Source organism: Trinickia sp. EG282A (assembly GCF_040965455.1).
GTDB classification, from domain to species: Bacteria; Pseudomonadota; Gammaproteobacteria; order Burkholderiales; family Burkholderiaceae; genus Trinickia; species Trinickia symbiotica.
This window is the reverse complement of the sequence record NZ_JBFRCC010000004.1, coordinates 391,992-414,207: the sequence shown is the minus strand read 5'-3', so window position 1 is coordinate 414,207 and position 22,216 is coordinate 391,992. Positions and strand designations below refer to the sequence as shown.

Sequence of the window (22,216 nt, the reverse complement as noted above, 5' to 3'; positions counted from 1 at the left end):
CGTAACCCTCAGTTTGTCGACGGACCGCCACGCTCGACAAACGAAGTTTTGCTATGTCATCTTTAGATAAACTGCATTGACGCTGATCGCCGGTCACGTTTCGCCGGCGAGTCACCCCTTCGAGGTACCGATGGCATCGCGGCGGGTGAGGCACCCGCCTTCGCACACGCGTCTAGTTGAGACAGACGATCGGCGGTGTTCGCCTACTGCTGAAACAACGCCGTATAACGGCGCTGCATTTCCTCCGGCGTAAGCGCTTCTATCTGGCCCCCGAGCAGCCACTCGTGTCCGAACGGATCCTGAACGGTACCGGAACGCTCGCCGTAGAAATGATTCTCCAGCGGACGGATGACGGACGCACCCTCGCGGACGGCGCGCTCGAATACTTTGTCTACGTCCGCGACATGGAGATGAACGGCGAAGCTGCTTCGCCCCGCCGGGGCGGGTCCAACCAGTCCATGTTCGGGAAACTCATCGGACAGCATGATCGTCGCGGGCCCGAACGTGATCTCGGCGTGCCCGATGCGTCCACTGGGCTCGGTCAGACGAAAGCGCTCGACGCCGCCAAACGCGCGGCAATAAAAATCGATCGCCTGCGCTGCACCGCGAACGCGCAAGTACGGAAAAGCCTCGTAAATCTCACTCATCGTCATCTCCTTCTGATCGCCGTTTTTTCGAAATTGGCCTTCGTTTGCGTACCTTCACCGCACCTGCGATGACCGCGGCGAGACGTTGCGCGGCCGCCTTCATTTGCGTGCTACTGAATCCCCCAAACCCCAGCACCAGACCGGACCGCTCCGTTCCAGGCGCGAACATCGGCGATACAGCGCGCACGGAGACCCCGGCCCGCGCGGCCAGCTCGGCCACTGCGCGATCGTCCATGCCGTCCGCCAGCCATAAGACCAGGTGCATGCCCTGATCGCCGGGCTCCAACCACGCCAGCTCCCTCGGCAGGAGCTCGGTGAGCGTCTCTATCAAGCGGAGGCGCTGATCGGCGTAGACGTTGCGGACCTTGCGGATGTGGCGCTCAAGATGACCCTCGGCCATGAACGCCGCCAGCACGTATTGATCGGCGTTCGGCGGGTGGCGGTCCATCAGCACGCGCGCACCGCAGAAAGCATCGACGAGATCATCGGGCACGATTACATAGCCCAGCCGCAACGACGGAAACAGAATCTTGCTGAACGTGCCGAGATAAACCACACGATCCGGGTCCAATCCCTGGAGCGACGGAAAGGGATAGCCCTGGTACCGCAGTTCGCTATCGTAGTCGTCTTCGACGACCCATGCTTGTCTTGCCCGTGCCCACGCGAGCAATGCATTGCGCCGGGCCATGCTCATCGGCATCCCCAAGGGATACTGATGCGACGGCGTAACGAACGCGGCCCGCGCCTCGCGCGCCATCCGGATGCCCGCTTCGACATCGATGCCGTCGGCGTCGACTGGTACGCGAATCATCGCGTCTCGGCGGCCGGTGCTCTCGAGTATCGCTGTAATGCCGCGGTAGGCTGGGTTTTCGACCCAGGCTCGATCGCGCGGTCCCAGCAACACCTGGCACGCGAGAAAGAGTCCTTGCTGGGTTCCGCTCGTAACGATGACTTGACCGGCCCCACAGCGAACCGAGCGCGACTTGCGCACATACCCGGCGATCGCTTCACGCAGCGGCAACGCGCCGAGCGGATCCGCGTATCCGGCGGGCGCGCCGGGACCCTTGGCACGCAGACGATTGCCGAGCCGACGCCAGATGTCGGCGGGCGCCGTCGAGCCCATAGGCACCGAAACCGCAAACGGCACCTGCCGGAGCAGCTTGAATTCCTGGGCGATCCGCGCAAACGCCGCCGCTGGCTCGGGTAAACCGGCACGGGCCACACGCCGGCGGGCCGGTTCGCTCATCGGTCGGGGCTCGGCGAGCGCCTGCGCGACGCGCGTGCCGGCGCGACCCTTCGATTCCAGAAAGCCCTCGGCGGTCAACTGTTCGTAGGCCTCGATGACCGTGCCACGCGCGACATCCAGGGAAGCCGCCAGTGATCGCGTGGACGGCAGCGCATCGCCAGGTTGGATGTCGCCCTTGCGCACGGCGTCCCGCAACGCTTGAGCCACCTGACGGCTCAGGCTGCCCGCCGAGCGATCCAACGCGCCGATCGACGGAATGTCAGCGACGCGAGCCGTTCTCGCCATGATTCTGGTCCTACCAAAATGATCCAAACTGGATCTGTAGGATAAACCAGTTTTCCTCGACAATAGATTCGAGCAAATTGAATCCGATAACGTTCACTTCAGCCTGCGAGCGAAACCGATATGTACGTCCCAGCCGATTTCAACGAACCTAGCACCGACATTCCGCACGCACGGATCGCGCAGCATCCGTTCGGCACGCTGATCACGCAGGGCAAGAGCGGGCTCGATGCAAATCACATTCCGTTCGAGCTTGCAGCCGATGAAGGCGAGCTGGGCGTGCTGCGCGCGCATGTCGCGCGGGCCAACCCCGTATGGCAGGATGTCGCGAACGGCGACGAGGTGCTCGTTATCTTTCAGGCGGGAGATGCCTATATCTCGCCCAACTGGTATCCGAGCAAGCACGAGTTCCACAAGCAGGTGCCGACCTGGAATTACATGGTCGTCCACGCGCATGGGCGCATTACCATTCGCGACGACGAGAAGTACGTGCGCGGCGTCGTCGCGCGGCTGACGCGCACGCACGAAGCGCCGCAACGTGTGCCCTGGAAGATGACCGACGCCCCGAGCGACTATATCGATACGCTGCTCAAAGCGATCGTCGGCCTGCAAATCGATATCACACGACTGGTCGGCAAGAGCAAGCTCGGGCAGAACAAGGAAGCGCGCGATATTCGAGGTGCCGGGGAGGCGCTCAAGGCGAGCGGCAACTCGCGGATCGGCGAAGCGATGCTCGCCGAAGCGGCCAAGAAGTCGGAATAGCTCGATCCGCGGCCGGTCGGTCGATCGGCTCGGCGAAACGCCGAGCCTCTATACTTCGCGAAACTGCCGGCCATATAGGCAGAACGCCATCAACTCGCCCGCAATGCCGTCGCGATCGGCAGCCGGGCCGCCCGAATCGCGGGCAGCATCCCGCCCAGCATGCCGACCGTGCAAGCGACGAACACGCCCGATACGAATAGCGAGGCGGTCACGGTCAGATGAAACACGACCTGCGTGAACCCCGCACCCAACGTATTGACGGTGTTGCCGTCGAAGAAAACCCACGCCGCCGCCGAACCGATCGCGCTGCCGATCAACGCGAGCAGCAGCGATTCAACGAGCACTGAAACGACGATCGGCAACCCGCCGAAGCCGATCGCGCGCAACGTGGCGATCTCGCGCGTACGAGTCGAGACCGCCGTGTACATGGTATTGACGGCGCCGAAACACGCGCCGAGCGCCATGATGCCGCCGACGAAGTAGGCAAGCAGGTTCAAGAGCTTCGCCAGATTGCGCGACTGCGCCGCGTAGTATTCGGTTTCGCGCTCGACACTGACTTTCAGCGTCGGATCCGTGGTCAAAGCCGCCTTGAAACGATCGAACGCTTGCGGCGACTCGAGCAGCAGCGACACCGACTGAAAGAGGTTGCGCCGGTATGCCGACAAAACGGTCTCGACGTCGCCCTGCAATTCCGACTCGTGCGCATCGCCGCCGCTTTCGAAGATGCCGACGACGGTCCATTCGGAATCGCGAAACGCGATACGGCTGCCGAGCTCCAACCCCTTGAATTGAGCCAAGGCCGATTTGCCGACGATGATCTCGCGCACGGCCGGCCGGAACATCCGGCCTGCTATGAGATGCACCTCGGGCCGCAGCTTCATCGCATTCGCGCCGATTCCGCGCAAAGTCACGTTCGCGTCGACGCCATCCTTCTTCTGCGGCAACGCGACGATGACGACCGCTTCAGCCGATGCGATCGGCCGGCCCGCTTCGTCCTTGTGTACTCCGGGCGCGTCCATGATCGTTTGCGTGTTCTCGCGCGAGATGGTGCTCGCCAGCTCCGCCTCGGAGCCGGCGCGCAACACGATCGCGCGATCGAGGCGGGCGGTGCCCTTCACAGTCTTCGTAAAGCCTTGTGCCATCGCGAGCACCGACACCATGACCGCGACGGTCACGGCAATCCCGATCACGATGACCCAGGCCGTGCCAATGCGCTGCGGCAGGCTGCGCAGATTCATGGCGGTCACGGCGACAATCTGCTTGATCATGAGCGCAGCGCCTCCACGGTGACGAGCCGCTTCGCGCGCCAGGCTGGAATAACACCAGTGGCAGCGGCGAGCACGGCGGCGATAACCACGCCCTCTATGATGACGGCGACCGGCATCTTAACGACGCCGAGCGTATCCCTGAGCAGCGGGAACAGCAGGTTGGCGACCGCGAGCCCGAGTAACGCCGCGACGATGCAAAGCACGAGCGCCTGCAGCAGTACGAGAACGAGCACGCGCGTATCGCTGAATCCAAGCGTTTTCAGCACGGCGAGCTCGGGCACCTGCTCGCGAACCGCCTGCATCGCCGTACTGCCGACCGCGAACAGCAGCGCGAAGAAGACGGCAAAGAGGATGTACGTGACGATCAAGCTGATATCGGCGATCTGCTTAAGGAAGGACTGCTGGAACTCCTTCTCCGTCTGCGTTTTCGTTTCGTTCGGCGAATTGGCGAAGAGCTTGTCGATGGTTGCTGCGATCTGCGCCGATTGGCGAGGATCCTTCAACTGCACGACGTACCATCCGACGGTGCCCTTCCCGAAGCTGCGCGCCTCGTCGAAATATTTGTAATTGAAGAACAAACCGTCTTCGCGCGTGCGGTTCGACGGCTCTTCGTAAATGCCGACGATGTCGAAGTCCCAATCAGAGTTGCCGTCGGACGCCTTGACCCAGATCGTCGAATGCAGCGGAATGCGATCGCCGACCTTCCAGCCATATTTTCTGGCGAGCCCCGCCCCCACGATGGCACCCGCGCGCATATGCTCGAGCGCGGCGATCTGCTCTTTGCGAATGACGACCTCGGGGTGCGCCGCAAATTCGCGTTCGGGCTCGACCGGAAACGCGGCAATCAGATTCTTCGGATCCTGGTAGTACGGCCCGAACCAAGACTCATGCGAGACGATCGCCACGCCGGGAAGCGATTCGATCTGCGACATGTACGAGTAAGGGAGGCTCTCGGTCAGCGAGATCCTGTTCGTGACGATGAGACGGTTGACGTTCGATCGCTCGATCGTTTCCTGAAACGCCGCGTTGATCCCTTGCAGCATCCCGAAAAGCAGAAATGCAATGACGATCGAAAACAGCGTGAGCCACGTGCGCAGCTTCTTGCGCCACAGCATCGCCCACATCAGGGGAACGAATTTCATCGCCGCTCCTCGTATCACGCCTCGGTCTTTAGGGGCTCCTCGACAAGCCTGCCCTTGTCGAGATGCAGCGTATGCGTCGCAAAATCGGCTGCTTTCCGGTCGTGCGTGACCATCACGATCGATTTGCCGTAATCCCGGTTCAACACCTGCAGTAAATGGAGGATCTCATCGGCCGTGGCCCGATCGAGATCGCCGGTCGGCTCGTCGCAAACGAGCAGCTTGGGGTCGGAAACGAGCGCACGCGCAATCGCGACGCGTTGCGCCTGCCCGCCGGAAAGCTCGGCCGGCTTGTGCTTCATGCGGTCCTCGAGCCCGACCACCGACAGCGCGACTTGCACGTTGCGCTTGCGTTCCTGGCGATTCAACGACGTGAGCAGCAGCGGCAGCTCGACGTTACGCTCGGCGCTCAGCATCGGCATCAAGTTGTAGAACTGGAAGACGAATCCGACGTTGTTCGCGCGCCAGCGCGCAAGCCGGCTGCCCCTCAGCCGATCGATCCGCTCGCCCGCCACGACGACTTCGCCCGAGCTCGGATGATCGATGCCGCCTATCAGGTTGAGCACGGTTGTCTTGCCTGACCCGGACGGCCCCATCAATGCAACGAAGTCCCCTTCGTCGATCTCGAGATTCAGGTTGTGCAGGACCTCGACGGTCTGCTTGCCCCGCGTATAGGTTTTGACGACGTTCTGCAGAGAAACGATTGCGCTCATGAGTGCTCCTCGTCGAGGTGTTCGAGCGGTCCCGCATCCTGATCGCAGCGAGTGCCGTGTCCCGCAAGTTGCGAACGAACTTAGTGCTTAGCGCTCCACGACCTTCACGTGCGCGCCGTCGACAAGCTTCGAGAAATCGCCGATAGCAACGCGCTCGCCGGGCGCCAGTCCGGACAACACCGCCTGGCCGTCGTCGTTGCGCGCGCCCAGCTTGACTACGCGCCGCTCTACCGTGTCGTCGTGCAGCACAAAAACGACACCGGCGTTCTGCCCCGCATCGGCGCTTTGCCGTACAGCTTCGGGCGGCAACACGACGCCTGCCTCAGAGGCGCCGCCGGCCGACTTGCCGGCTTCGCCGAGAAACGATACGCGCGCGCCCATCTCGGGAAGAATACGCGAATCGCGTGACTTGAAACCGACGCGCACTTTGACCGTCGCCTTGCTGCGATCGGCCGTGGGTATCACGGCGATCACGTATGCCGGAATCTGCCAATCAGGATAGGCGTTCAGCTTCAATACGGCGGCCTCGTTCGCATGAACGCGACCGATGAAGTTTTCGCTTACGTCGACTTCGACTTCGAGCGAATCCATGTCGACGAGCGTGCAAATGCCCGTGCGCGTAAAGCCGCCGCCGGCCGACAACGGCGACACGATTTCGCCCGGCTGCGCGTTCTTCGTCGTGACGACTCCAGTAAAAGGCGCACGAACGATGGTGTCGTCTTCTTCGCGCTGCGCGACCGCGAGCGCTGCCCGGCGCACGGCCAGGTTGCCCTGCGCCACGGCGAGGTCCGTTTGCTTCGCATCGTAGTCGGCTTTGCTCGAATCGAGCGCCTCCTTGCTGATCACGCCCGCCGCGGCGAGCTGTTGATTCCGTCGATAAATCGGCGCAATGTCGTCGGCGGCCGCCTTCGCCTGTGCAAGCGTCGCTTCCGCTTGCGTGACGCCGGCCTTCGCCTGCAAAAGTGCCGCCGCCGCGTTCGTGTCGTCGAGCTTCGCCACGATCTCGTTTTCCTTGACGTGCTGGCCCTCTTCGATGAAGACCTGATCGAGCTTGCCGGTGATTTTGGCCGAGACAGTCGCCTGCCGGCGCGCCACGACATAGCCCGATGCGTCGAGGATCGACGCGCCCGCCGCGCCAGTGCCCGACGAGACGGGCCGCGCGATCGCGACTTTCACTTGCGGTACGCCAGAGCGAAGCCAGATGAGCGAGCCGGCGCCGGCCGCGATCAGCAAAGCGATGATTCCAGCCATCCACCACCGGCGGCGAAGCCCCGTTTCTTCGGGCGCACGTTTGTCGCGATCGATGCGCAATTGCCGCAGCAAGTCCGACTTGTCGGTCATGTTGGCTTCCGGTTTCGAATAGTCGTTTGTATCTTCCGCATCTGCCGTGTCTTCAATGTCTTCTATTGCCGCGACGGGGGTGGCAGCGACCGTTGCGCGCCGCCGTCCGCCCCCCTCTCCCAATCGCCGCCGAGCGCGAGAAAGAGCGCGGCGGTGTCTTGATAGCGCGCCGCCAACGCCTGCACGTAGGCGATGCGCGATCGATCGTACTGCTGCTGCGCAACGAGCAGATCGAGATTGTTGGCCCCGCCGAGGCCGAACCGCTGCTCGATCAGTTGCAGACTGTCAGCGGCGGCCCGCTGCGCCCGGTATTGCGCGTTCAGCGTTTGCGCGTCGTTGTCGAGCGCGCGCAGCGTGTCGGCAACGTTCTTGAAGGCGAGCAGCACGGTCTGCCGGTATTGGGCGAGCGACTGGTCGTAGAGCGCAATGGCCGCGCGCCGCTTCGCATTCAATGCGCCGCCTTGAAACAGCGGTTGCGCGAGGTTGCCTGCCAGAGAAAACACCGAATTCGACAGCAGCGATCCGAGCGATTGCGCCGAGTCCCCATAGCTCGCGGAGAGGCCGAACTGCGGCAACATGTTGGCCGTCGCGACGCCGATCTGCGCGCTTGCCTGATGCAGTTGCGCTTGCGCGCGGCGAATGTCGGGCCGTTGTCGCACGATGTCGGAGGGCAGCATCACCGGTATGTCGCGCGGCAGGCGCAGCGAGGCGAGGTCGAACCCTGTTTCGCCGTAGTCGACCGGCGGCTTGCCGAGATAGACGGCCAATTGGCTGCGCGCCATCGCCAGTTGCTGCCGCAAGGGCGGCAATGTGGCCTCGAGCGTCGCGAGATTCGATTCGGCCGAGAGGACGTCCGAGCGCGCCGCGCCGCCGAGCTCGAACTGCTTGCGGCTCAAATCGACTTGATGCTGCGCTGATGCGATGAGTCCATCGGTCGCATCGATCTGCGCGCGCAGCGACGCTTCGAGGAGCGCTGTGGTCACGACGTTGGCCGCGAGCGTCTGATAGGTCGCCTGCAGTTCTTCGCGCTGAGCCTCGCGCGCGGCCTCTTGCGCTTCGATGCCGCGCCGCACGCCGCCAAATACATCGAAGTTGTACGACAGATTGACCGATGCGTTGTAGAGGGTAAAGACGAAACTGCCCGCTTGCGGAAAACCTTCGGTTGCGCCGTTGATCTTCTGCCGGGTCGCGTTGAAGCTGCCGCTCAATGAGGGAAAGAGCGCGCCGCGTTGCGCGACGACTTGTTGCTCGGCGGCGCGCAACGCAGCTTGCGCCGATGCCACGTTCGGATTGTTGCGCAATGCCTCCTCGACGAGACGGTCGAGCTCGGGCGAGCCATAGGCCGTCCACCAACGCGAATCGAGCCCCACGTCGGGCCGGAAAGCCTGCGCTTCGCCGCCGGGCACGGGAGTGGCTCGCGTTTCATCAGGAAGCGGCTCTTCGGTGACGGCACGCGCGAGCGGCGGCGCCGGTGGCTTGAAGTCGGGCCCAACCGCGCACGCCGTGAGAAGCGCCGCAATGGCAAACGCCGATCCCGTTCGGTACGGCCATGCCCGGCTGCGGCCCTCGGCCGGCGGCAGGCATGATTCGCAACACTCGCTTTCGTTGTTATCCATATCCGAGGTCGAAGAGCTATTCGACGTCTGCCCCTTGTGAAGGTGACGACTGAAATGCGGCACCGAGTATAACGCGCCTTTCGGTGACGCAAACTGACGGAGCCGCCGCGGGAACAGGCCTTGCTGGACATGAACACGGGGGTAAGGGGCACGTGTTGGAAACGCGCAAAAGCAGGGATACGATCGTTCTGGGTACATCGTCTGGCGGTGTCGACGCGCTATGTGCGATCGCCAAGCGGCTGCCGGCTAATTTGCCGGCCGCGGTGCTGGTTGTTCTGCATATCGGCAGCAACGACAGCATTTTGCCCTCGATGCTCCAGAAAGTCGGCCCGTTGCGTGCCGATCACGCACGCGACGGCGAGCCGCTCGAGACCGGAAGAATCTATGTGGCACCCCCGGATCGGCACCTCGTCGTCACCGACGGTGTGGCCAAAACAGTTCGGGGCCCGAAGGAAAACTTCGCCCGGCCGGCTATCGATCCGCTATTCAGAAGTGCCGCCGTGGCAAGAGGCGCGCGTGTCATCGCGGCAATCTTGACTGGCCAGCTCGACGACGGCACCGCAGGCCTCGCTGCTGTGCGGGCGTGCGGTGGGCTGACGATCGCACAAGACCCGGAAGATGCATTCGCGCCCGAGATGCCGCGCAACGCGATGCGCTATACGCCGCCGGATTACATACTTGCGGCGAACGAAATCGGAGCGATGCTCGGCGCGCTGGCCGGCAGCCCGGTACCGGAATCCGTGCCTCCCTGTCCGGCTGGCCTCATTGCGGAGAATCATGCGGTCCTCGCACCCGAATCGATCGACAAAATGCCGGATAAAGTCGCTCAGCCTTCATCGCTGACCTGTCCCGAATGCGGCGGAACGTTATGGCGAATGCACGAAGCGGGGCCGCCGCGCTATCGCTGCCATACCGGGCATGCGTTCAGCCTCGAAAGCCTCGGTGCCGCGACGGATCAAGTCGTCGAAGGCGCGATCTCGGAGGCGCTGCGCGTGCTGCATGAAAAGAGTGCACAAAGCAAGCTTCGCGCCGCGTATCATAGTCGTTTAGGTGAGACCGTTGACGCCGAACGCCGCCTCAGTGAGGCGCGCCGTGCCGAAGCATCGGCACGAACGCTGGAGAAGCTTCTGCGCGGCGAGGAGTGAGTTGCCGGACCCGGTCGAGCCGCCGATATCCTCGATCGATCAACAGACAATGCGCAAACAGAGTGGTGGCAAGCCGCCTAGCAGGTTGCCTTTTCCCGTCGTAGGTCTCGGTGCTTCCGCAGGCGGCATCGAAGCGCTAAAGGTGTTTCTCGAGGCGCTACCCGCACGCACCGGGGCTGCGTTCGTGGTGGTCCTGCATCTTTCGCCTGAACATTCGAGCAACCTGAGCGCCGTGCTGCAGCCGCTCACTGAAATGCCCGTCAGTCAGGTGACGGAAACCGTCACGATCGAGCCGAACCATGTCTACGTCATCGCGCCGGCATTGGGGATGACGATGTCGGACGACGAACTGCATGTCGAGAAAAAGGAATCGACGGACGTCTACGCCGCCTCCATCGATCTCTTTTTTCGCTCGCTCGCCGCGGCGCATCGCGAACGGGCGGTCGGCATCGTGCTTTCGGGCGCCGGCTCCGACGGATCCGTCGGCATCACGCGCATCAAGGAGCTCGGGGGAATCACGCTCGCGCAAGCGCCGGCCGAGGCGGAACATAGCAGCATGCCGCACGCGGCGATCGCGACGGGCATGATCGACTTCACGCTGCCGGCCAGCGAAATGCCGCAGCGTCTGCTCGACTTCTGGAAGAACGCAAAGCAGATCCGGCTTCCGGCCGAGCCCGAAGGAGCCGACGAGGACACCGAGACGAATCGCGCGTTCTCCGAAAGTAATGAACGAGCGTTGCGCGAGATCATGATCATCTTGCGTACGCGCACCGCTCACGACTTCCGGCATTACAAGCGCGCCACCGTCCTGCGCCGGATCGAGCGGCGCTTGCAAGTCAACGGATTCACCGATTTGCAGCAGTACCGCGACTACCTCCACGTGCATCCCGAGGAAACGGCCGCGCTGCTGCAGGATATGCTCATCAGCGTGACTAACTTTTTCCGCGATAAAGAAGCCTACGAGGCGCTGCGCAAAGAGGTGTTGCCGATCGTCTTTCGAAACCGCACGGCCGAGGAACCGGTACGCGTCTGGGCGGCGGGATGCGCGACTGGAGAAGAAGCCTATTCGATCGCCATGCTGCTGCAGGAGGCGTCGGCGCAGACAGCGGAACATGTGCCGTTCCAGGTGTTCGCCACCGACATCGACGAACGCGCGATCAATATCGCACGGGACGGCCTTTATCCCGAATCGATCGCCGCCGACGTCGACGCCACGCGCATGAAGCAATTCTTCTCCAAGGAAGGCGCGCATTTCCGGATCAAGAAAGAACTCCGCGAGCGCGTGCTGTTCGCATTGCACAACGTGCTCAGCGATCCGCCGTTCTCCCGGCTCGATCTCGTCTGCTGCCGCAATCTGCTGATCTATCTGGATCGCGAAGCGCAGATCGACATCCTGCGCACGTTCCATTTCGCGTTGCGGCCCGGCGGTCATCTCTTCCTGGGCACATCGGAGGCGGCCGATACGGTCGGCGGTCTTTTTGCCGTCGTCGACAAAAAGGCGCGCATCTTCCGCGCGAACGTCGCTGTCCGTACGGACACCCCTTTGCCGATCGCGGCATCGGGTGCGCACGGCGTGCGCCCCACGTTGTCGGTGCTGCAGCCGCCGGGCAAGCGCAAGTTCTCGTTCGGCGACCTCCATCAGCGGCTCGTCGAGCAATACGCGCCGCCGAGCGTACTCGTGAACCGGGACTCGGAGATCGTCCATTTGTCCGACCGCGCGGGCCGGTTCCTTCATTACGCCGGAGGCGAGCCGTCGCACAACATTCTTGCGGCGGTGCGACCCGAGCTCAGGCTCGAGCTCAGGACCGCGATCTATCAGGCGTTGCAGACGCAACGCAGCGTCGAGGCGCGACGCGTGCGGATGGACCGAGAGGGGCGATCTTTCTTCGTCAATATGATCGCGCGACCCGTTCATGACGACGAAGCGAATGCCGATTTCATCCTCGTCCTCTTCGACGAAGTCGAGGACAGCATGGTCGGCTCGAACGGTGCACAAACGGACGATCAGCGCGATCCGATCATCGCCCAGCTCGAGCGCGAACTGCAGCGGACAAAAGAGCAGTTGCAGGCGACGATCGAGCAGTCCGAGACGTCGACAGAGGAACTCAAGGCCTCGAACGAGGAGTTGCAGGCGATCAACGAAGAGCTGCGTTCCGCGACCGAGGAGCTCGAGACGAGCAAGGAGGAGTTGCAGTCCATCAACGAGGAACTGACCACCGTCAACGCCGAGCTCAAAGCAAAAGTGGAAGAAACGAGCAAGATCAACGACGATCTGCAAAATCTCATCACGGCCAACGACATCGGCACGATCTTCGTCGACCGCAACATGAGGATCAAGCGCTTCACGCCACGGGCGACGGACGTTTTCAGCATCATCTCGTCCGACGTCGGACGCTCGCTGCTCGACATCACGCACCGGCTCGAATACGACAGGCTCGCCGACGATGCCGCCGAGGCGTTCGATTCGCTGCGCCTCATCGAACGCGAATTGAAAAGCACTGACGGACGGTGGTACCTCGCGCGCTTCCTGCCCTACCGCACAACGGAGGACCGCATCGACGGCGCCGTGCTCTCGTTCGTCGACATCACCTCGCGCCGCGCCGCCGAGGAGCAGCTACGCGAGGCGGGGCAAGCAGGCCTCGACGAAGTCGAGCGCCGCCGCGATGAGTTTCTCGCCGTTGTTTCGCATGAGCTCAAGCATCCGCTCAATCTGATCAGCGCCAGCGCCGAGCTGATCGCGCGCGCGCCCGATGCGCGGCAGAACAGCGCGATTTCGCGTGCTGCGAACACGATACGACGTACTGTCATGGGGCAAGCGCAGATTATCGACGACCTGCTCGACATGTCGCGGCTGCGCACGGGCAAGCTCTCGATCACGCGCAGCGCCGTCGATCTGAAGGAAGTCGTTCAGCGCATCTCGCACACCGTGCAGGAAGAGGCACAACGCAACAACATCGATTTCCGACTTTCCTTGCCTGACGAGCCAGTCGCGATCAATGCGGACCTCACGCGCATCGAGCAGGTCGTCTGGAATCTCGTCAGCAATGCGATGAAATTCACGGATGCCAACGGCAAGATCTCCGTCGAGCTCACGCTCGATGAGCACGCGGCAAGACTTTCCGTCAGCGATAACGGCATCGGCATTGATGCGAGCATGCTCCCGCAAATTTTCAACATGTTCCAGCAAGGCCGCACGAATACGGCGGCCAAGCGCGGCGGACTCGGCATTGGCCTTTCTCTCGTCAAGGAGCTCGTTGCCGTGCATGGCGGGCGAGTGGACGCGCACTCCGATGGCCTCGGTCTCGGCGCAACGTTCACCGTGGAGTTGCCGCGCATCGTCGGCGCGGCGACGGATGCGGGGGGCGCAGCGTACCCATCTACCTTCCTCAACGGGGCGGACATCCTGCTCGTCGACGACGACACTGAAACGGTTGAGACTTTTAAACTGCTGCTCGAAATGGAGGGCGCGAGTGTCGCCGTCGCGACAAACGGCGCGCAGGCGCTCGAGATGCTCGACAGCACACCGCCCTCATTGATCTTGTCCGATCTCGGCATGCCCGGCATGAGCGGTTTCGAGTTTATCGAGGCCGTGAGGCGGCGCCCCGAGTTGGCCCATATCAAGGCGGTTGCGTTGAGCGGCTTCGGAAGGCAAGGGGATGTGGAAGACGCGCTGCATGCAGGCTTCGATGCGCATCTCACGAAGCCGGTCATGCTCGACGCGCTGCTGAGCACCATTGCTCGGCTGCGCGCGAGATGACGAGACGCGCGGCTGCCCGATGAAAATCCCCGGCGGTTTGTAGGACGAGGCTGACAGAGGTACCACCTGGCCTACGGAAGGTTCAGTGCCGTCTGATTTCCAAAACGTGACGGGCGGCCGATACTGCAGACATGGAGATCTGATTATCCGTTGATTGGGCAGCAAGGCAGCAACGGATGACAGCACCATACCACTGCGCCAAGGAGAGCCGCGATGAGCCACGATCCGAATCTCGATCATGCGACCGACGCCGACCACGTCCTGGCGCTCGCGCGGAGCGCCGGGCTGCTGGTTACGCTCGACGGGCAGATCGGACGAGAGAAATATCAAAGCGTCGCCGGCTCGTTGACCGCGTTCATGCGCTTCGTCGATGCGTTGCGCCAGATCCTGATCGAAGGCGCTGCGGCGTGACTCAATACCGGTAATGCAAGCGATGCGCGCACAGCTGTACGATGCATTTGCGCACGGGATGGACGCCTTGGCCACAGATTGTTTGCTTCACGCTTTAGCCGTTTCTTTTTTAGCGACATCCCTGGGCAACCATTTACACATCACTAGCGCCATCACAGCGAAAGCCAAGGCGGCTCCGAGCTGCGAATCCGCACCACGCTCGCTTAATAACCCCCCCAGTGTTGCGCCGGCGGGATATCCAGCTAAGTTGATACTTGATGAGACGGCTAACGTGCCAGTTGCTCGAACCTTGGGCAGTACCGCCTGACGCAGAGTCAGCAAACCGACATCCAGCAGACCGACTGCAATGCCAAGTGGCACAAACGCCGCGATCAGCCCGGGGACGTTGGTAAATGTGAATAGTCCGACAAGGCCTATCACGGTCAGCACTGCGCCCGCGAACATTAAGCGTCGTTCGACGCCTGACGTTACGTAGTGACCGGCCACCAGGGAGGCGATAATGCCTGCCGCGCCGGCTACGGACCAGCTAATGCCGACCCAAGAAACGTCCAAGTTATATCGGGCGGTAATGAGTAGGGGTGATGCAACCACGAGAATGCCGATTGCTACTTGATAGAAGAAGTACACACCGGAGAGTTGACGCAAAACAGGCTGTACCCACACTTCTCGCATCGCGTTTACAACATCGCGAAGCTGCATGCCACCACCCGGTTCGTGAATCGAGCGTCCACAGCTCAACGCGACGACTGCTGCAAACATCAGTACGGCGCCGACTGCGGCCACGCTCATTCGGCCTCCGAACACGATTACGGCCAATCCGGCGAGGGCTGGGCCGGCCATATCGGACACTGCGGACAGGGTGGAATCCAGACCGTTGGCACGGCCGCGCAACCTTGCCGCGAGGGCGAACGAAATATAGCTACGCATGGCGACGTTGCCAAACGCACTCGTAATCGACGATAGGAGCGCCAGCCCATAAAGCAACCAGAGGCCCGATGGTCCTGTTGACGCGGCCAAACCAATACCCATTGCGGCGAGACCCTTGATTGCATAGTCGGCCGCCATCCAGCCCGTGACATTGCGGCCCTGGAGAAAAGACCCGCTAAAAGGGCTCAGTACCAAGCCCGGTAGCGTCGCAAGCAGCACTGCCACGCCAGCCGCCGAAGGCTCACGTAGGTCCGCAACGATGAAGATGACAAGCGTGACATCAAACATCACTTGTCCAACGCGCCCAACGAGCGTCGATACGGCAAGGCGGGCAAACCGCTGGTCTTTGAGAACATCCCAATAACTCATCTCGACGTGGCTTCCTCGATTATGCTGGCGAGCAGCGTGCGAACCCTCTCCGGATTTCGAGCCAGGGAACATGGCCGACGCCCCAAGCGACGCCTATCGACGCGCAATGGACGTCTGGCTGCGCAAAATGCCTCGACGCCATGAATAACGCCGTTGACCGCACTCAGCCGATCCGAGGATGAATTTTCGGACGAACTGAAGGCAAGAAACGGCGCATCAATTCCGAGATGGGCTCGAGGCCGGGTTTCGGGAACAGTTCTCACTCGTCGCGCCGTAGGCCCGCCAGCCAGCCGGGGAGCTGTTTGGCTTCGAGCGCCCCGGGGCTATTCTTTTATTCGCGGCCGGGAATTCACCGAAGAAAACATTCAATCGCTTGATGTTGCCGAACGATCCGTGCGATGGTGCCGTTATCGAGAATCAATTTCGGCCTTCAATCGAAACCGTTCGACATGAAAACCCTGACCGACCAGCTCTCGCACTACGCGGCCTACCATCGCGATCGGCGCAACATCGCCACGCATTTCATCGGCATTCCGATGATCGTGCTCGCGGTGGCAATACTGCTGAGCCGCCCTTCATCGACCTTCGGCGTGCTGCCGTTCGTCGTCTCGCCGGCTTGGGCACTGTTCATCGGAGCGACGCTTTATTACCTGCGGCTCGACATTTCGCTGGGCCTCGCCATGGCGGTATTCTCGGCCGTCTGCGTTTCGATCGGCGAATGGGCTACACATGGCTCGTTCGCGCTCTGGCTCGCCTCGGGCACGGCGCTCTTCGTCGTCGGCTGGGTCTTTCAGTTCGTCGGCCACGCCGCCTATGAGCACAGGAAGCCCGCGTTCGCCGACGACCTGATCGGCCTTCTGATCGGCCCGCTTTTCGTGCTCGCCGAAGCATTGTTCGGGCTCGGATGGAGGCCCGGACTGCGTGCCGCGATCGAAAAGCATAGCGGCCCGACCGTCGTCAATGCGCGGCGCGGCCAAGCCGATTGAGACACAGAATGAACGAGCCAAACTCGCACGCCCAAGCGGTCAGAGAAGACCGCATTCTTGGTGCGACTCCTTACGGTGTGGGCCGCCATGCTTCGCGGGTCGCCTCAGCGCGGCGTCATCGTATTGACATACAACGATGAGTGAGTCGCTTAATGCTGCTCGAAACGGGCAAAACGCTTCTCCACTGCCTGCTCTTCACTCGCGAAATCGGTCACGCGCGCCGCGGGCGGACCACGGCGCAGCCATTCCAGCATTCGGTCGACTTGATTGGCGGACCCTTGCACCATCGCCTCCACGGATCCGTCGGGGAGGTTCGCCACCCAGCCTGTAATGCCGAGCTCGTGGGCACGTCGCACCGTAGCGTGCCGGAACCCGACGCCTTGCACGGCACCGCGCAGATGCACATAGTAAGTTTCGATCCTCGTATTCAAATCGGGGGCTGTCATAGCCAACGCTCCAATGCTTTCGCTCCAAGCGGGCATTTTAGACGCCGTCGACGCTGGCGTTCGGCAACCGGGCGATTCATGCGCGCGCAATACGTCTAAAGAAAGCGGACGCGAGCGCCGTTAATGCACTGATTGCGTAAGCGCGATCACTCATTAACGCGAGAGGAGACCCTACGGTGAGTCAGCGACGCCGCGCAGCAAACGTAAAGATCAGTCGCGAGAAAGTCATCGGTCGGCGCCTGGAGGCACGAGCTCGCGCGCCTGTCGCCAGCGAACAAGGGGGCGCGTTCTTTCGCCGCTATTTCGAAGGCCATCCCCTTCCGATGCTGGTCTACGATGTTGCGACCCGCACCGTCGCCGCCGCAAACAAGGCGGCGATACGCCTATATGGCTACTCGCGCGAAGAGTTCGCTGGCTTGCCGATCACCGAACTGCGTCCGCCCGAAGACCGCGCGCCCTTTCTCGAAGACTTCGATGCGCTCGTTTCCCGCGATGGCCCGGCCAGCGGTACAAGGGGCGTGCGCCGGCATATCCGCAAGGACGGCACGCTGTTCAGCGTCGAGCCCACGTATCACATGATGAGGTACGCAGGCCGCCGCAGCTGTTTCGTCGTCGTCATCGACGTCACCGAAAAAGAGCAGTCGCGCGAATTGCTGAGTCGGCAGGCCGACGTGGACTCGCTTACGTCGTTGCCGAACCGCAAACGTTTCAATGAACGGCTCGAACAGGCGATCGACGACGCGCGACGCAACAACACGGGCGTGGCGCTCGTGTTCATGGACGTCGATCACTTCAAGGACGTCAACGACAGCTTGGGGCATGGCGTCGGAGACCGTCTGCTTCAGGAGATTGCCTCGCGGCTCTCGTCATGCGTCGGCCCGTCCGATACCGTCGCGCGCTATGGCGGCGACGAGTTTGTCATGGTCGTGCTCGAAAACGGCGCAAATAGCGATAGTGTGGCTGGCGGTGCTTGCCAATGCGACCGTCAGAGCGAGGTCATCGCGCACGTCATGCGCGTGTTCGCTGCTCCCATCGCGATCGACGATACGGAGTTCCATGTCGAAACGAGCATCGGGGTCGCCTGCTTCCCTGCCGACGGCGACGATGCCGAGACCTTGCTGCGCCGCGCCGATCTCGCGATGTTCCGCGCTAAATCCAACGGGCGCAACGGTCTGCAGCGCTTCACGCCCGCGCTCGGCAAGCAGGCAGACGAAAGGCTTTCGCTTTCTCGACGCATGCGCGTCGCGCTTTCGAACGGCGAATTCAGGCTCGACTATCAACCGCAGGTCGATCTGCAAACACACCGCGTGACCGGCGTCGAAGCGCTGCTGCGCTGGCACGATGCTGAGCACGGCTCCGTCAGTCCGGCCACGTTCATTCCGATCGCGGAGGAAAATGGACTCATCGCGCCGATCGGCGAATGGGTCGTGCAACAGGCCTGCTTTCAAGCACAGGCGTGGCAGGAAAGCCTGCCTGGCTTGCGCATGTCGGTCAATCTGTCGCCCCGTCAGCTCGCGCGTGGCGACATCGTGTGCGTGATTCAACGCGCGTTGGCGCGCGCGCAACTCGCGCCGCAACTGCTCGAAGTCGAGATCACGGAAGGGGCGCTCCTCAATGCCGGGTCAGCGGAACTCCTCGAAACGCTACGCGCGATGAACGTCGACATCGCCATCGACGATTTCGGCACCGGCTATTCGAGTCTCTCCCGGCTGCGCCGATTCCGGGCCGAGCGCCTGAAGCTCGACATGTCGTTCGTGCGCGGCATCGGCGTGCATCGCGAAGACGAGGTCATTACGCGCGCCATCCTGTCGCTCGGGCGTGAGCTCGGCTTCAGCGTCGTCGCGGAGGGCGTCGAGACCGACCTGCAGCTCGCGTTCTTGCGCCGCCACGGTTGCGACGTCGTGCAGGGTTACCGCTTCGCTCGACCGATGCCCGCGGTGGACGCGTACACGTTCATCCACCGCTTCAACGCGGGCTCGCTCGTGCCAAGCTGAAACACCGCTCTCGTTCCCGCTTCCTACCAACGCCGTGCGCGTCCGCGTTTAGAATCGCAACACGCTTGGAATCGCCAGCGATGCGATAGGTGCGTCGCATCGGTTTGCAACGGATAAGGAACCCCTCAGATGACCGCCACATCACGCGATCTCGTGCTCGTCACGGGCGCATCGGGCTTCGTCGGCTCGGCCGTCGCGCGCGCAGCGCTCGCGCGCGGCTTCGCCGTGCGCGTGCTGGTGCGTGCGACGAGCCCGCGCACAAATCTTGAATCGCTCGATGCGCAAGTCGTCGTCGGCGATATGCGCGACGAGGCCTCTATGCGAGTTGCCTTGCGCGGCGTGCGCTATCTGCTTCATGTGGCCGCGGATTACCGCCTCTGGGCGCCCAACCCGAGCGAGATCGAGCGCGCGAACCTCGAAGGCGCCGAGGCGACGATGCGGGCCGCACTCGCCGAAGGCGTGGAGCGCATCGTCTACACGAGCAGCGTCGCCACGCTGAAAGTCACGAGCGAAGGCCGTGTCGCCGACGAAACGATGCCACTCGCGCCGGAACAAGCCATCGGCGTCTACAAGCGCAGCAAAGTGCTCGCCGAGCGCGCCGTCGAGCGCATGATCGCCGAAAAGCACCTGCCGGCCGTCATCGTCAATCCGTCCACGCCGATCGGTCCGCGCGACGTGCGACCGACGCCGACCGGACGCATCATCGTGGAAGCGGCGCTCGGCAAAATTCCCGCGTTCGTCGACACGGGACTCAATCTCGTGCACGTCGACGACGTCGCCGCGGGCCACTTGCTCGCGCTCGAGCGCGGGCGCATCGGCGAGCGTTACATCCTCGGCGGCGAAAACCTGCCGCTGCAGCAAATGCTCGCCGACATCGCGACGCGAACCGGCCGCAAACCGCCCACCATCAGCCTGCCGCGCTTGCCGCTCTATCCCATCGCATTCGGCGCCGAATGCGTCGCCAAGATCACGAAGCGCGAACCGTTCGTGACCATCGACGGACTCAAAATGGCGAAGAACAAGATGTATTTCAGTTCGGCAAAGGCAGAGCGCGAGCTGGGGTATCGCTCGCGCCCATATCGGGAAGGGCTGCACGACGCGCTCGACTGGTTCCGCGAGGCCGGCTATTTGAAAGCTTGAGGCTGAGAGATAGAGGCGCAGGCGAAGCGAAGGGCCGCCTCGTGCATTTTGTTACAACCTTGATCGGCATCGCGCGGGAAATGCGTCCGCGCGCCGTTAAAATCGCGGACTCTTCTCGCGAACGAGAACGCGCATGAACCTTCACGAACAGATCGGGGCGCTTGAAGCAAGCATCGATCAGATCAATGAGCTCAACCGGGCCGCCCAAGCGGCGCTCGCGGCGGCCGCACAGCGTGAACCCGAGAAGGCTGATGCGGCCGCCTCGACGGCCCAGATGCCCGGAATCCCCGAAACGCCAGGCACTCACGACGAAAGACCTACGCTGCGCGTTGGCCGGCCATCGCAAAACGAGTTGACGCTCACGATCGGCTCGCAGAGCGTCACGCTGCGCCCCGAGCAGATCGGTCAACTCGTCGAAGAGCTCGCCAATGCGCGAGCATCGATGTTGCCCGAGGTGCCGACGACGATTGCGCAGGGATGGCAATTCGTATCGACGAAAAACCCGATCGTCGCCGTGCAAAAACAGGCGAACGGCGACCGGTTGCTCGTCGCTCGCCACACCGGGCACGGCTGGGTGCCGTTTACGTTCTCGCCCGATATGGTCATCCAGCTCTATATGATGCTGTCGAAGTAGCGGCCGGGGCTCGCCCCCTCATTCATTCGCCCGCCTCTGCCGCAGCGCTTGCGCCTTCGCAGCGTAGGTGCGAGCCATGAAACGAGGCAACGTCAACGATCTTGCACGGGCGCCTGCACGCGTGCCTTCCATTGGCCGCCCTTGCCGCGCCAATAGCGGATGGCGGACGCCAACGTCGCCCCGACGTAAAAGAGCGCGACGAGCGGCAGCGCCGGCGCCCAATACGGCGAACGACCGTAATAACGAAGCATCGGCGTGTAGGCGCAGCACATCGCGGCCCATGCGATCCAGGCTGGCCACCCCGGCGCGCCGAGCACGAGCGCGACGACGGGAGGCACAAGATAGATCACCGTCATGCCCGCGAGCGTGCCCGCGAGCAGCCACGGCGAATAGTGCAGCTGCGTGAAAGCCGTGCGCGCGATCATGTTCCAGATCTCGCGCGGGCTATCGTACGGACGCAGCGAGACGCTCTCGGCCGCGACGTCGAGCCGAATCGAATGGCCGCCCGAGCCGCGATGCTTGATGCGCGCGGCGAGGCTGCAATCGTCGATGAGTTCCGCGCGGATCGATTCGATCCCGCCGGCCTCCTCCAGCGCCGAACGCTTCACGAGCATGCATCCACCCGCCGCGGCGGCCGTCTTGTTGCGCGCATCGTTGACCCAGGCGAACGGATACAGCTTCGCGAAGAAGAACACGAACGCGGGGATCAGCGCTTTTTCCCAGAACGAGTCACAGCGCAGCCGCACCATCAGTGAGACCAGGTCGCGCTCTTCGTTCGTTGCGCGCGCAACGAGTTGCGGCACGGCGTCGGCCGGATGACCGATATCGGCGTCGGTCAGCAACAAGTAGTCGGCTTCGAGACCGAGCGAGGCCACTGCCGCGATGCCTTGCGATTGCGCCCATACTTTGCCCGACCATCCCGCGGGGAGAGGCTTCGCCGCCACGACGCTGAGCCGCTCGGCGCGCCCGAGCGCGAGCGCCGCGGCGCGCGCTGCATCGGCCGTCCCATCGGTGCTGTGATCGTCGACGACGATCACGTGGAAGCGGCCCGCGTAGTCCTGGGCGAGCAGCGATGCGAGCGCGTCGCCGATCACGTCGGCTTCGTTGCGCGCGGGGACGACCGCCACGACCGCGGGCCACGTGAGTCTCGGCTCGAAGACGACGGGCACCGGCGGCCGCGCGCGCCAGAAGCCGCCGCGCGCGAAGAGCAGCACGCACCAGACGATGAGCGAGAGGAGAGACACGCTGAAAAGCAGGGTCGTCACCATACGCGCGTCCTCGCCTGCATGAAAAAGGCATCGCGGCCGCCGGCGCGCGAATGCTCGGAGCAATCGAGGTTAATCCTGCTGACCAGGGAACGAAACGAAAGGGACGAGCGCATCCGGTAATAAAA

General features: G+C 62.9%; 18 protein-coding genes. 8 read left to right on the top strand and 10 right to left on the bottom strand.

The window, feature by feature from the left end:
- Positions 1-203: 203 nt before the first annotated feature.
- On the bottom strand, positions 204-647 hold the full coding sequence (locus tag AB4Y31_RS21070; protein ID WP_368675622.1) for a VOC family protein: 444 nt from the start codon (positions 645-647) through the stop codon (positions 204-206).
- Positions 640-2,178, bottom strand: coding sequence for a PLP-dependent aminotransferase family protein (locus AB4Y31_RS21065; RefSeq protein WP_368675621.1), 1,539 nt, complete (start codon positions 2,176-2,178; stop codon positions 640-642). The genes AB4Y31_RS21070 and AB4Y31_RS21065 overlap by 8 nt, the downstream gene beginning before the upstream one ends.
- Before the next feature lie 120 nt (positions 2,179-2,298).
- Between AB4Y31_RS21065 and AB4Y31_RS21060 the strand changes: the two genes are divergently transcribed.
- The gene (locus tag AB4Y31_RS21060; protein WP_368675620.1) at positions 2,299-2,937 is read left to right on the top strand and encodes an FMN-binding negative transcriptional regulator; all 639 of its coding nucleotides are present in this window, start codon (positions 2,299-2,301) and stop codon (positions 2,935-2,937) included.
- 89 nt (positions 2,938-3,026) lie between these two features.
- Here AB4Y31_RS21060 and AB4Y31_RS21055 read toward each other — a convergent pair whose 3' ends face one another.
- From AB4Y31_RS21055 to AB4Y31_RS21035, 5 genes are all read right to left on the bottom strand, one after another.
- Complete coding sequence (locus AB4Y31_RS21055; RefSeq protein ID WP_368675619.1) at positions 3,027-4,205, bottom strand: ABC transporter permease; 1,179 nt, start codon at positions 4,203-4,205, stop codon at positions 3,027-3,029.
- Positions 4,202-5,347, bottom strand: coding sequence for an ABC transporter permease (locus AB4Y31_RS21050; protein ID WP_368675618.1), 1,146 nt, complete (start codon positions 5,345-5,347; stop codon positions 4,202-4,204). Before AB4Y31_RS21050 ends, AB4Y31_RS21055 begins: the two co-directional genes overlap by 4 nt.
- 14 nt (positions 5,348-5,361) lie before the next feature.
- Positions 5,362-6,057, bottom strand: a complete 696-nt coding sequence (locus tag AB4Y31_RS21045) for an ABC transporter ATP-binding protein (RefSeq protein WP_368675617.1) — start codon at positions 6,055-6,057, stop codon at positions 5,362-5,364.
- Positions 6,058-6,144: 87 nt separating this feature from the next.
- On the bottom strand, positions 6,145-7,398 hold the full coding sequence (locus AB4Y31_RS21040; protein WP_368675616.1) for an efflux RND transporter periplasmic adaptor subunit: 1,254 nt from the start codon (positions 7,396-7,398) through the stop codon (positions 6,145-6,147).
- A 62-nt stretch (positions 7,399-7,460) separates the two neighbouring features.
- Positions 7,461-9,014 carry an efflux transporter outer membrane subunit gene (locus AB4Y31_RS21035; RefSeq protein ID WP_368675615.1) on the bottom strand — a complete coding sequence of 518 codons (1,554 nt, stop codon included), beginning with the start codon at positions 9,012-9,014 and terminating at the stop codon, positions 7,461-7,463.
- 155 nt (positions 9,015-9,169) lie between these two features.
- Here AB4Y31_RS21035 and AB4Y31_RS21030 point away from each other — a divergent pair, with 155 nt between their 5' ends.
- The 3 genes from AB4Y31_RS21030 to AB4Y31_RS21020 all read left to right on the top strand — a co-directional run bounded on the left by AB4Y31_RS21030 (position 9,170) and on the right by AB4Y31_RS21020 (position 14,327).
- The gene (locus AB4Y31_RS21030) at positions 9,170-10,159 is read left to right on the top strand and encodes a chemotaxis protein CheB (protein ID WP_368675614.1); all 990 of its coding nucleotides are present in this window, start codon (positions 9,170-9,172) and stop codon (positions 10,157-10,159) included.
- Positions 10,160-10,208: 49 nt separating this feature from the next.
- Complete coding sequence (locus tag AB4Y31_RS21025) at positions 10,209-13,916, top strand: CheR family methyltransferase (protein ID WP_368675613.1); 3,708 nt, start codon at positions 10,209-10,211, stop codon at positions 13,914-13,916.
- Between the two features lie 213 nt (positions 13,917-14,129).
- Positions 14,130-14,327 (top strand): hypothetical protein, encoded by a 198-nt coding sequence (locus tag AB4Y31_RS21020; RefSeq protein WP_368675962.1) that lies wholly within the window; start codon positions 14,130-14,132, stop codon positions 14,325-14,327.
- Between the two features lie 87 nt (positions 14,328-14,414).
- On the opposite strand, the gene AB4Y31_RS21015 is transcribed toward AB4Y31_RS21020, so the two are convergent.
- Complete coding sequence (locus AB4Y31_RS21015) at positions 14,415-15,623, bottom strand: MFS transporter (RefSeq protein WP_368675612.1); 1,209 nt, start codon at positions 15,621-15,623, stop codon at positions 14,415-14,417.
- 449 nt (positions 15,624-16,072) lie between these two features.
- On the opposite strand from AB4Y31_RS21015, the gene AB4Y31_RS21010 reads away from it, so the two are divergent.
- On the top strand, positions 16,073-16,609 hold the full coding sequence (locus AB4Y31_RS21010) for a DUF962 domain-containing protein (protein WP_368675611.1): 537 nt from the start codon (positions 16,073-16,075) through the stop codon (positions 16,607-16,609).
- A 149-nt stretch (positions 16,610-16,758) separates the two neighbouring features.
- Here AB4Y31_RS21010 and AB4Y31_RS21005 read toward each other — a convergent pair whose 3' ends face one another.
- Positions 16,759-17,055, bottom strand: a complete 297-nt coding sequence (locus AB4Y31_RS21005) for an acylphosphatase (protein ID WP_368675610.1) — start codon at positions 17,053-17,055, stop codon at positions 16,759-16,761.
- Between the two features lie 176 nt (positions 17,056-17,231).
- On the opposite strand from AB4Y31_RS21005, the gene AB4Y31_RS21000 reads away from it, so the two are divergent.
- From AB4Y31_RS21000 to AB4Y31_RS20990, 3 genes are all read left to right on the top strand, one after another.
- Positions 17,232-19,049: a putative bifunctional diguanylate cyclase/phosphodiesterase gene (locus AB4Y31_RS21000; protein ID WP_368675609.1), complete on the top strand. Its 1,818-nt coding sequence runs from the start codon at positions 17,232-17,234 to the stop codon at positions 19,047-19,049.
- A gap of 129 nt (positions 19,050-19,178) precedes the next feature.
- On the top strand, positions 19,179-20,189 hold the full coding sequence (gene hpnA, locus AB4Y31_RS20995) for a hopanoid-associated sugar epimerase (RefSeq protein ID WP_368675608.1): 1,011 nt from the start codon (positions 19,179-19,181) through the stop codon (positions 20,187-20,189).
- Between the two features lie 133 nt (positions 20,190-20,322).
- Positions 20,323-20,823: a hypothetical protein gene (locus tag AB4Y31_RS20990; RefSeq protein WP_368675607.1), complete on the top strand. Its 501-nt coding sequence runs from the start codon at positions 20,323-20,325 to the stop codon at positions 20,821-20,823.
- A gap of 92 nt (positions 20,824-20,915) precedes the next feature.
- Here the strand turns inward: AB4Y31_RS20990 and AB4Y31_RS20985 are convergent, their stop codons facing one another.
- Entirely contained in the window at positions 20,916-22,091 is a 1,176-nt protein-coding gene (locus tag AB4Y31_RS20985) for a glycosyltransferase (RefSeq protein ID WP_368675606.1), read from the bottom strand.
- Between the last annotated feature and the right edge of the window lie 125 nt (positions 22,092-22,216).

Bases quoted from the DNA above. Each gene is read 5' to 3' on its own strand.
- AB4Y31_RS21005 (WP_368675610.1), bottom strand. From the start codon at position 17,055: ATGACAGCCCCCGATTTGAATACGAGGATCGAAACTTACTATGTGCAT.
- hpnA (WP_368675608.1), top strand. From the start codon at position 19,179: ATGACCGCCACATCACGCGATCTCGTGCTCGTCACGGGCGCATCGGGC.
- AB4Y31_RS21035 (WP_368675615.1), bottom strand. From the start codon at position 9,014: ATGGATAACAACGAAAGCGAGTGTTGCGAATCATGCCTGCCGCCGGCC.
- AB4Y31_RS21070 (WP_368675622.1), bottom strand. From the start codon at position 647: ATGAGTGAGATTTACGAGGCTTTTCCGTACTTGCGCGTTCGCGGTGCA.
- AB4Y31_RS21025 (WP_368675613.1), top strand. From the start codon at position 10,209: ATGCGCAAACAGAGTGGTGGCAAGCCGCCTAGCAGGTTGCCTTTTCCC.
- AB4Y31_RS20990 (WP_368675607.1), top strand. From the start codon at position 20,323: ATGAACCTTCACGAACAGATCGGGGCGCTTGAAGCAAGCATCGATCAG.
- AB4Y31_RS21010 (WP_368675611.1), top strand. From the start codon at position 16,073: ATGAAAACCCTGACCGACCAGCTCTCGCACTACGCGGCCTACCATCGC.
- AB4Y31_RS21055 (WP_368675619.1), bottom strand. From the start codon at position 4,205: ATGATCAAGCAGATTGTCGCCGTGACCGCCATGAATCTGCGCAGCCTG.
- AB4Y31_RS21065 (WP_368675621.1), bottom strand. From the start codon at position 2,178: ATGGCGAGAACGGCTCGCGTCGCTGACATTCCGTCGATCGGCGCGTTG.
- AB4Y31_RS21050 (WP_368675618.1), bottom strand. From the start codon at position 5,347: ATGAAATTCGTTCCCCTGATGTGGGCGATGCTGTGGCGCAAGAAGCTG.
- AB4Y31_RS20985 (WP_368675606.1), bottom strand. From the start codon at position 22,091: ATGGTGACGACCCTGCTTTTCAGCGTGTCTCTCCTCTCGCTCATCGTC.
- AB4Y31_RS21060 (WP_368675620.1), top strand. From the start codon at position 2,299: ATGTACGTCCCAGCCGATTTCAACGAACCTAGCACCGACATTCCGCAC.
- AB4Y31_RS21020 (WP_368675962.1), top strand. From the start codon at position 14,130: ATGAGCCACGATCCGAATCTCGATCATGCGACCGACGCCGACCACGTC.
- AB4Y31_RS21040 (WP_368675616.1), bottom strand. From the start codon at position 7,398: ATGACCGACAAGTCGGACTTGCTGCGGCAATTGCGCATCGATCGCGAC.
- AB4Y31_RS21015 (WP_368675612.1), bottom strand. From the start codon at position 15,623: ATGAGTTATTGGGATGTTCTCAAAGACCAGCGGTTTGCCCGCCTTGCC.
- AB4Y31_RS21045 (WP_368675617.1), bottom strand. From the start codon at position 6,057: ATGAGCGCAATCGTTTCTCTGCAGAACGTCGTCAAAACCTATACGCGG.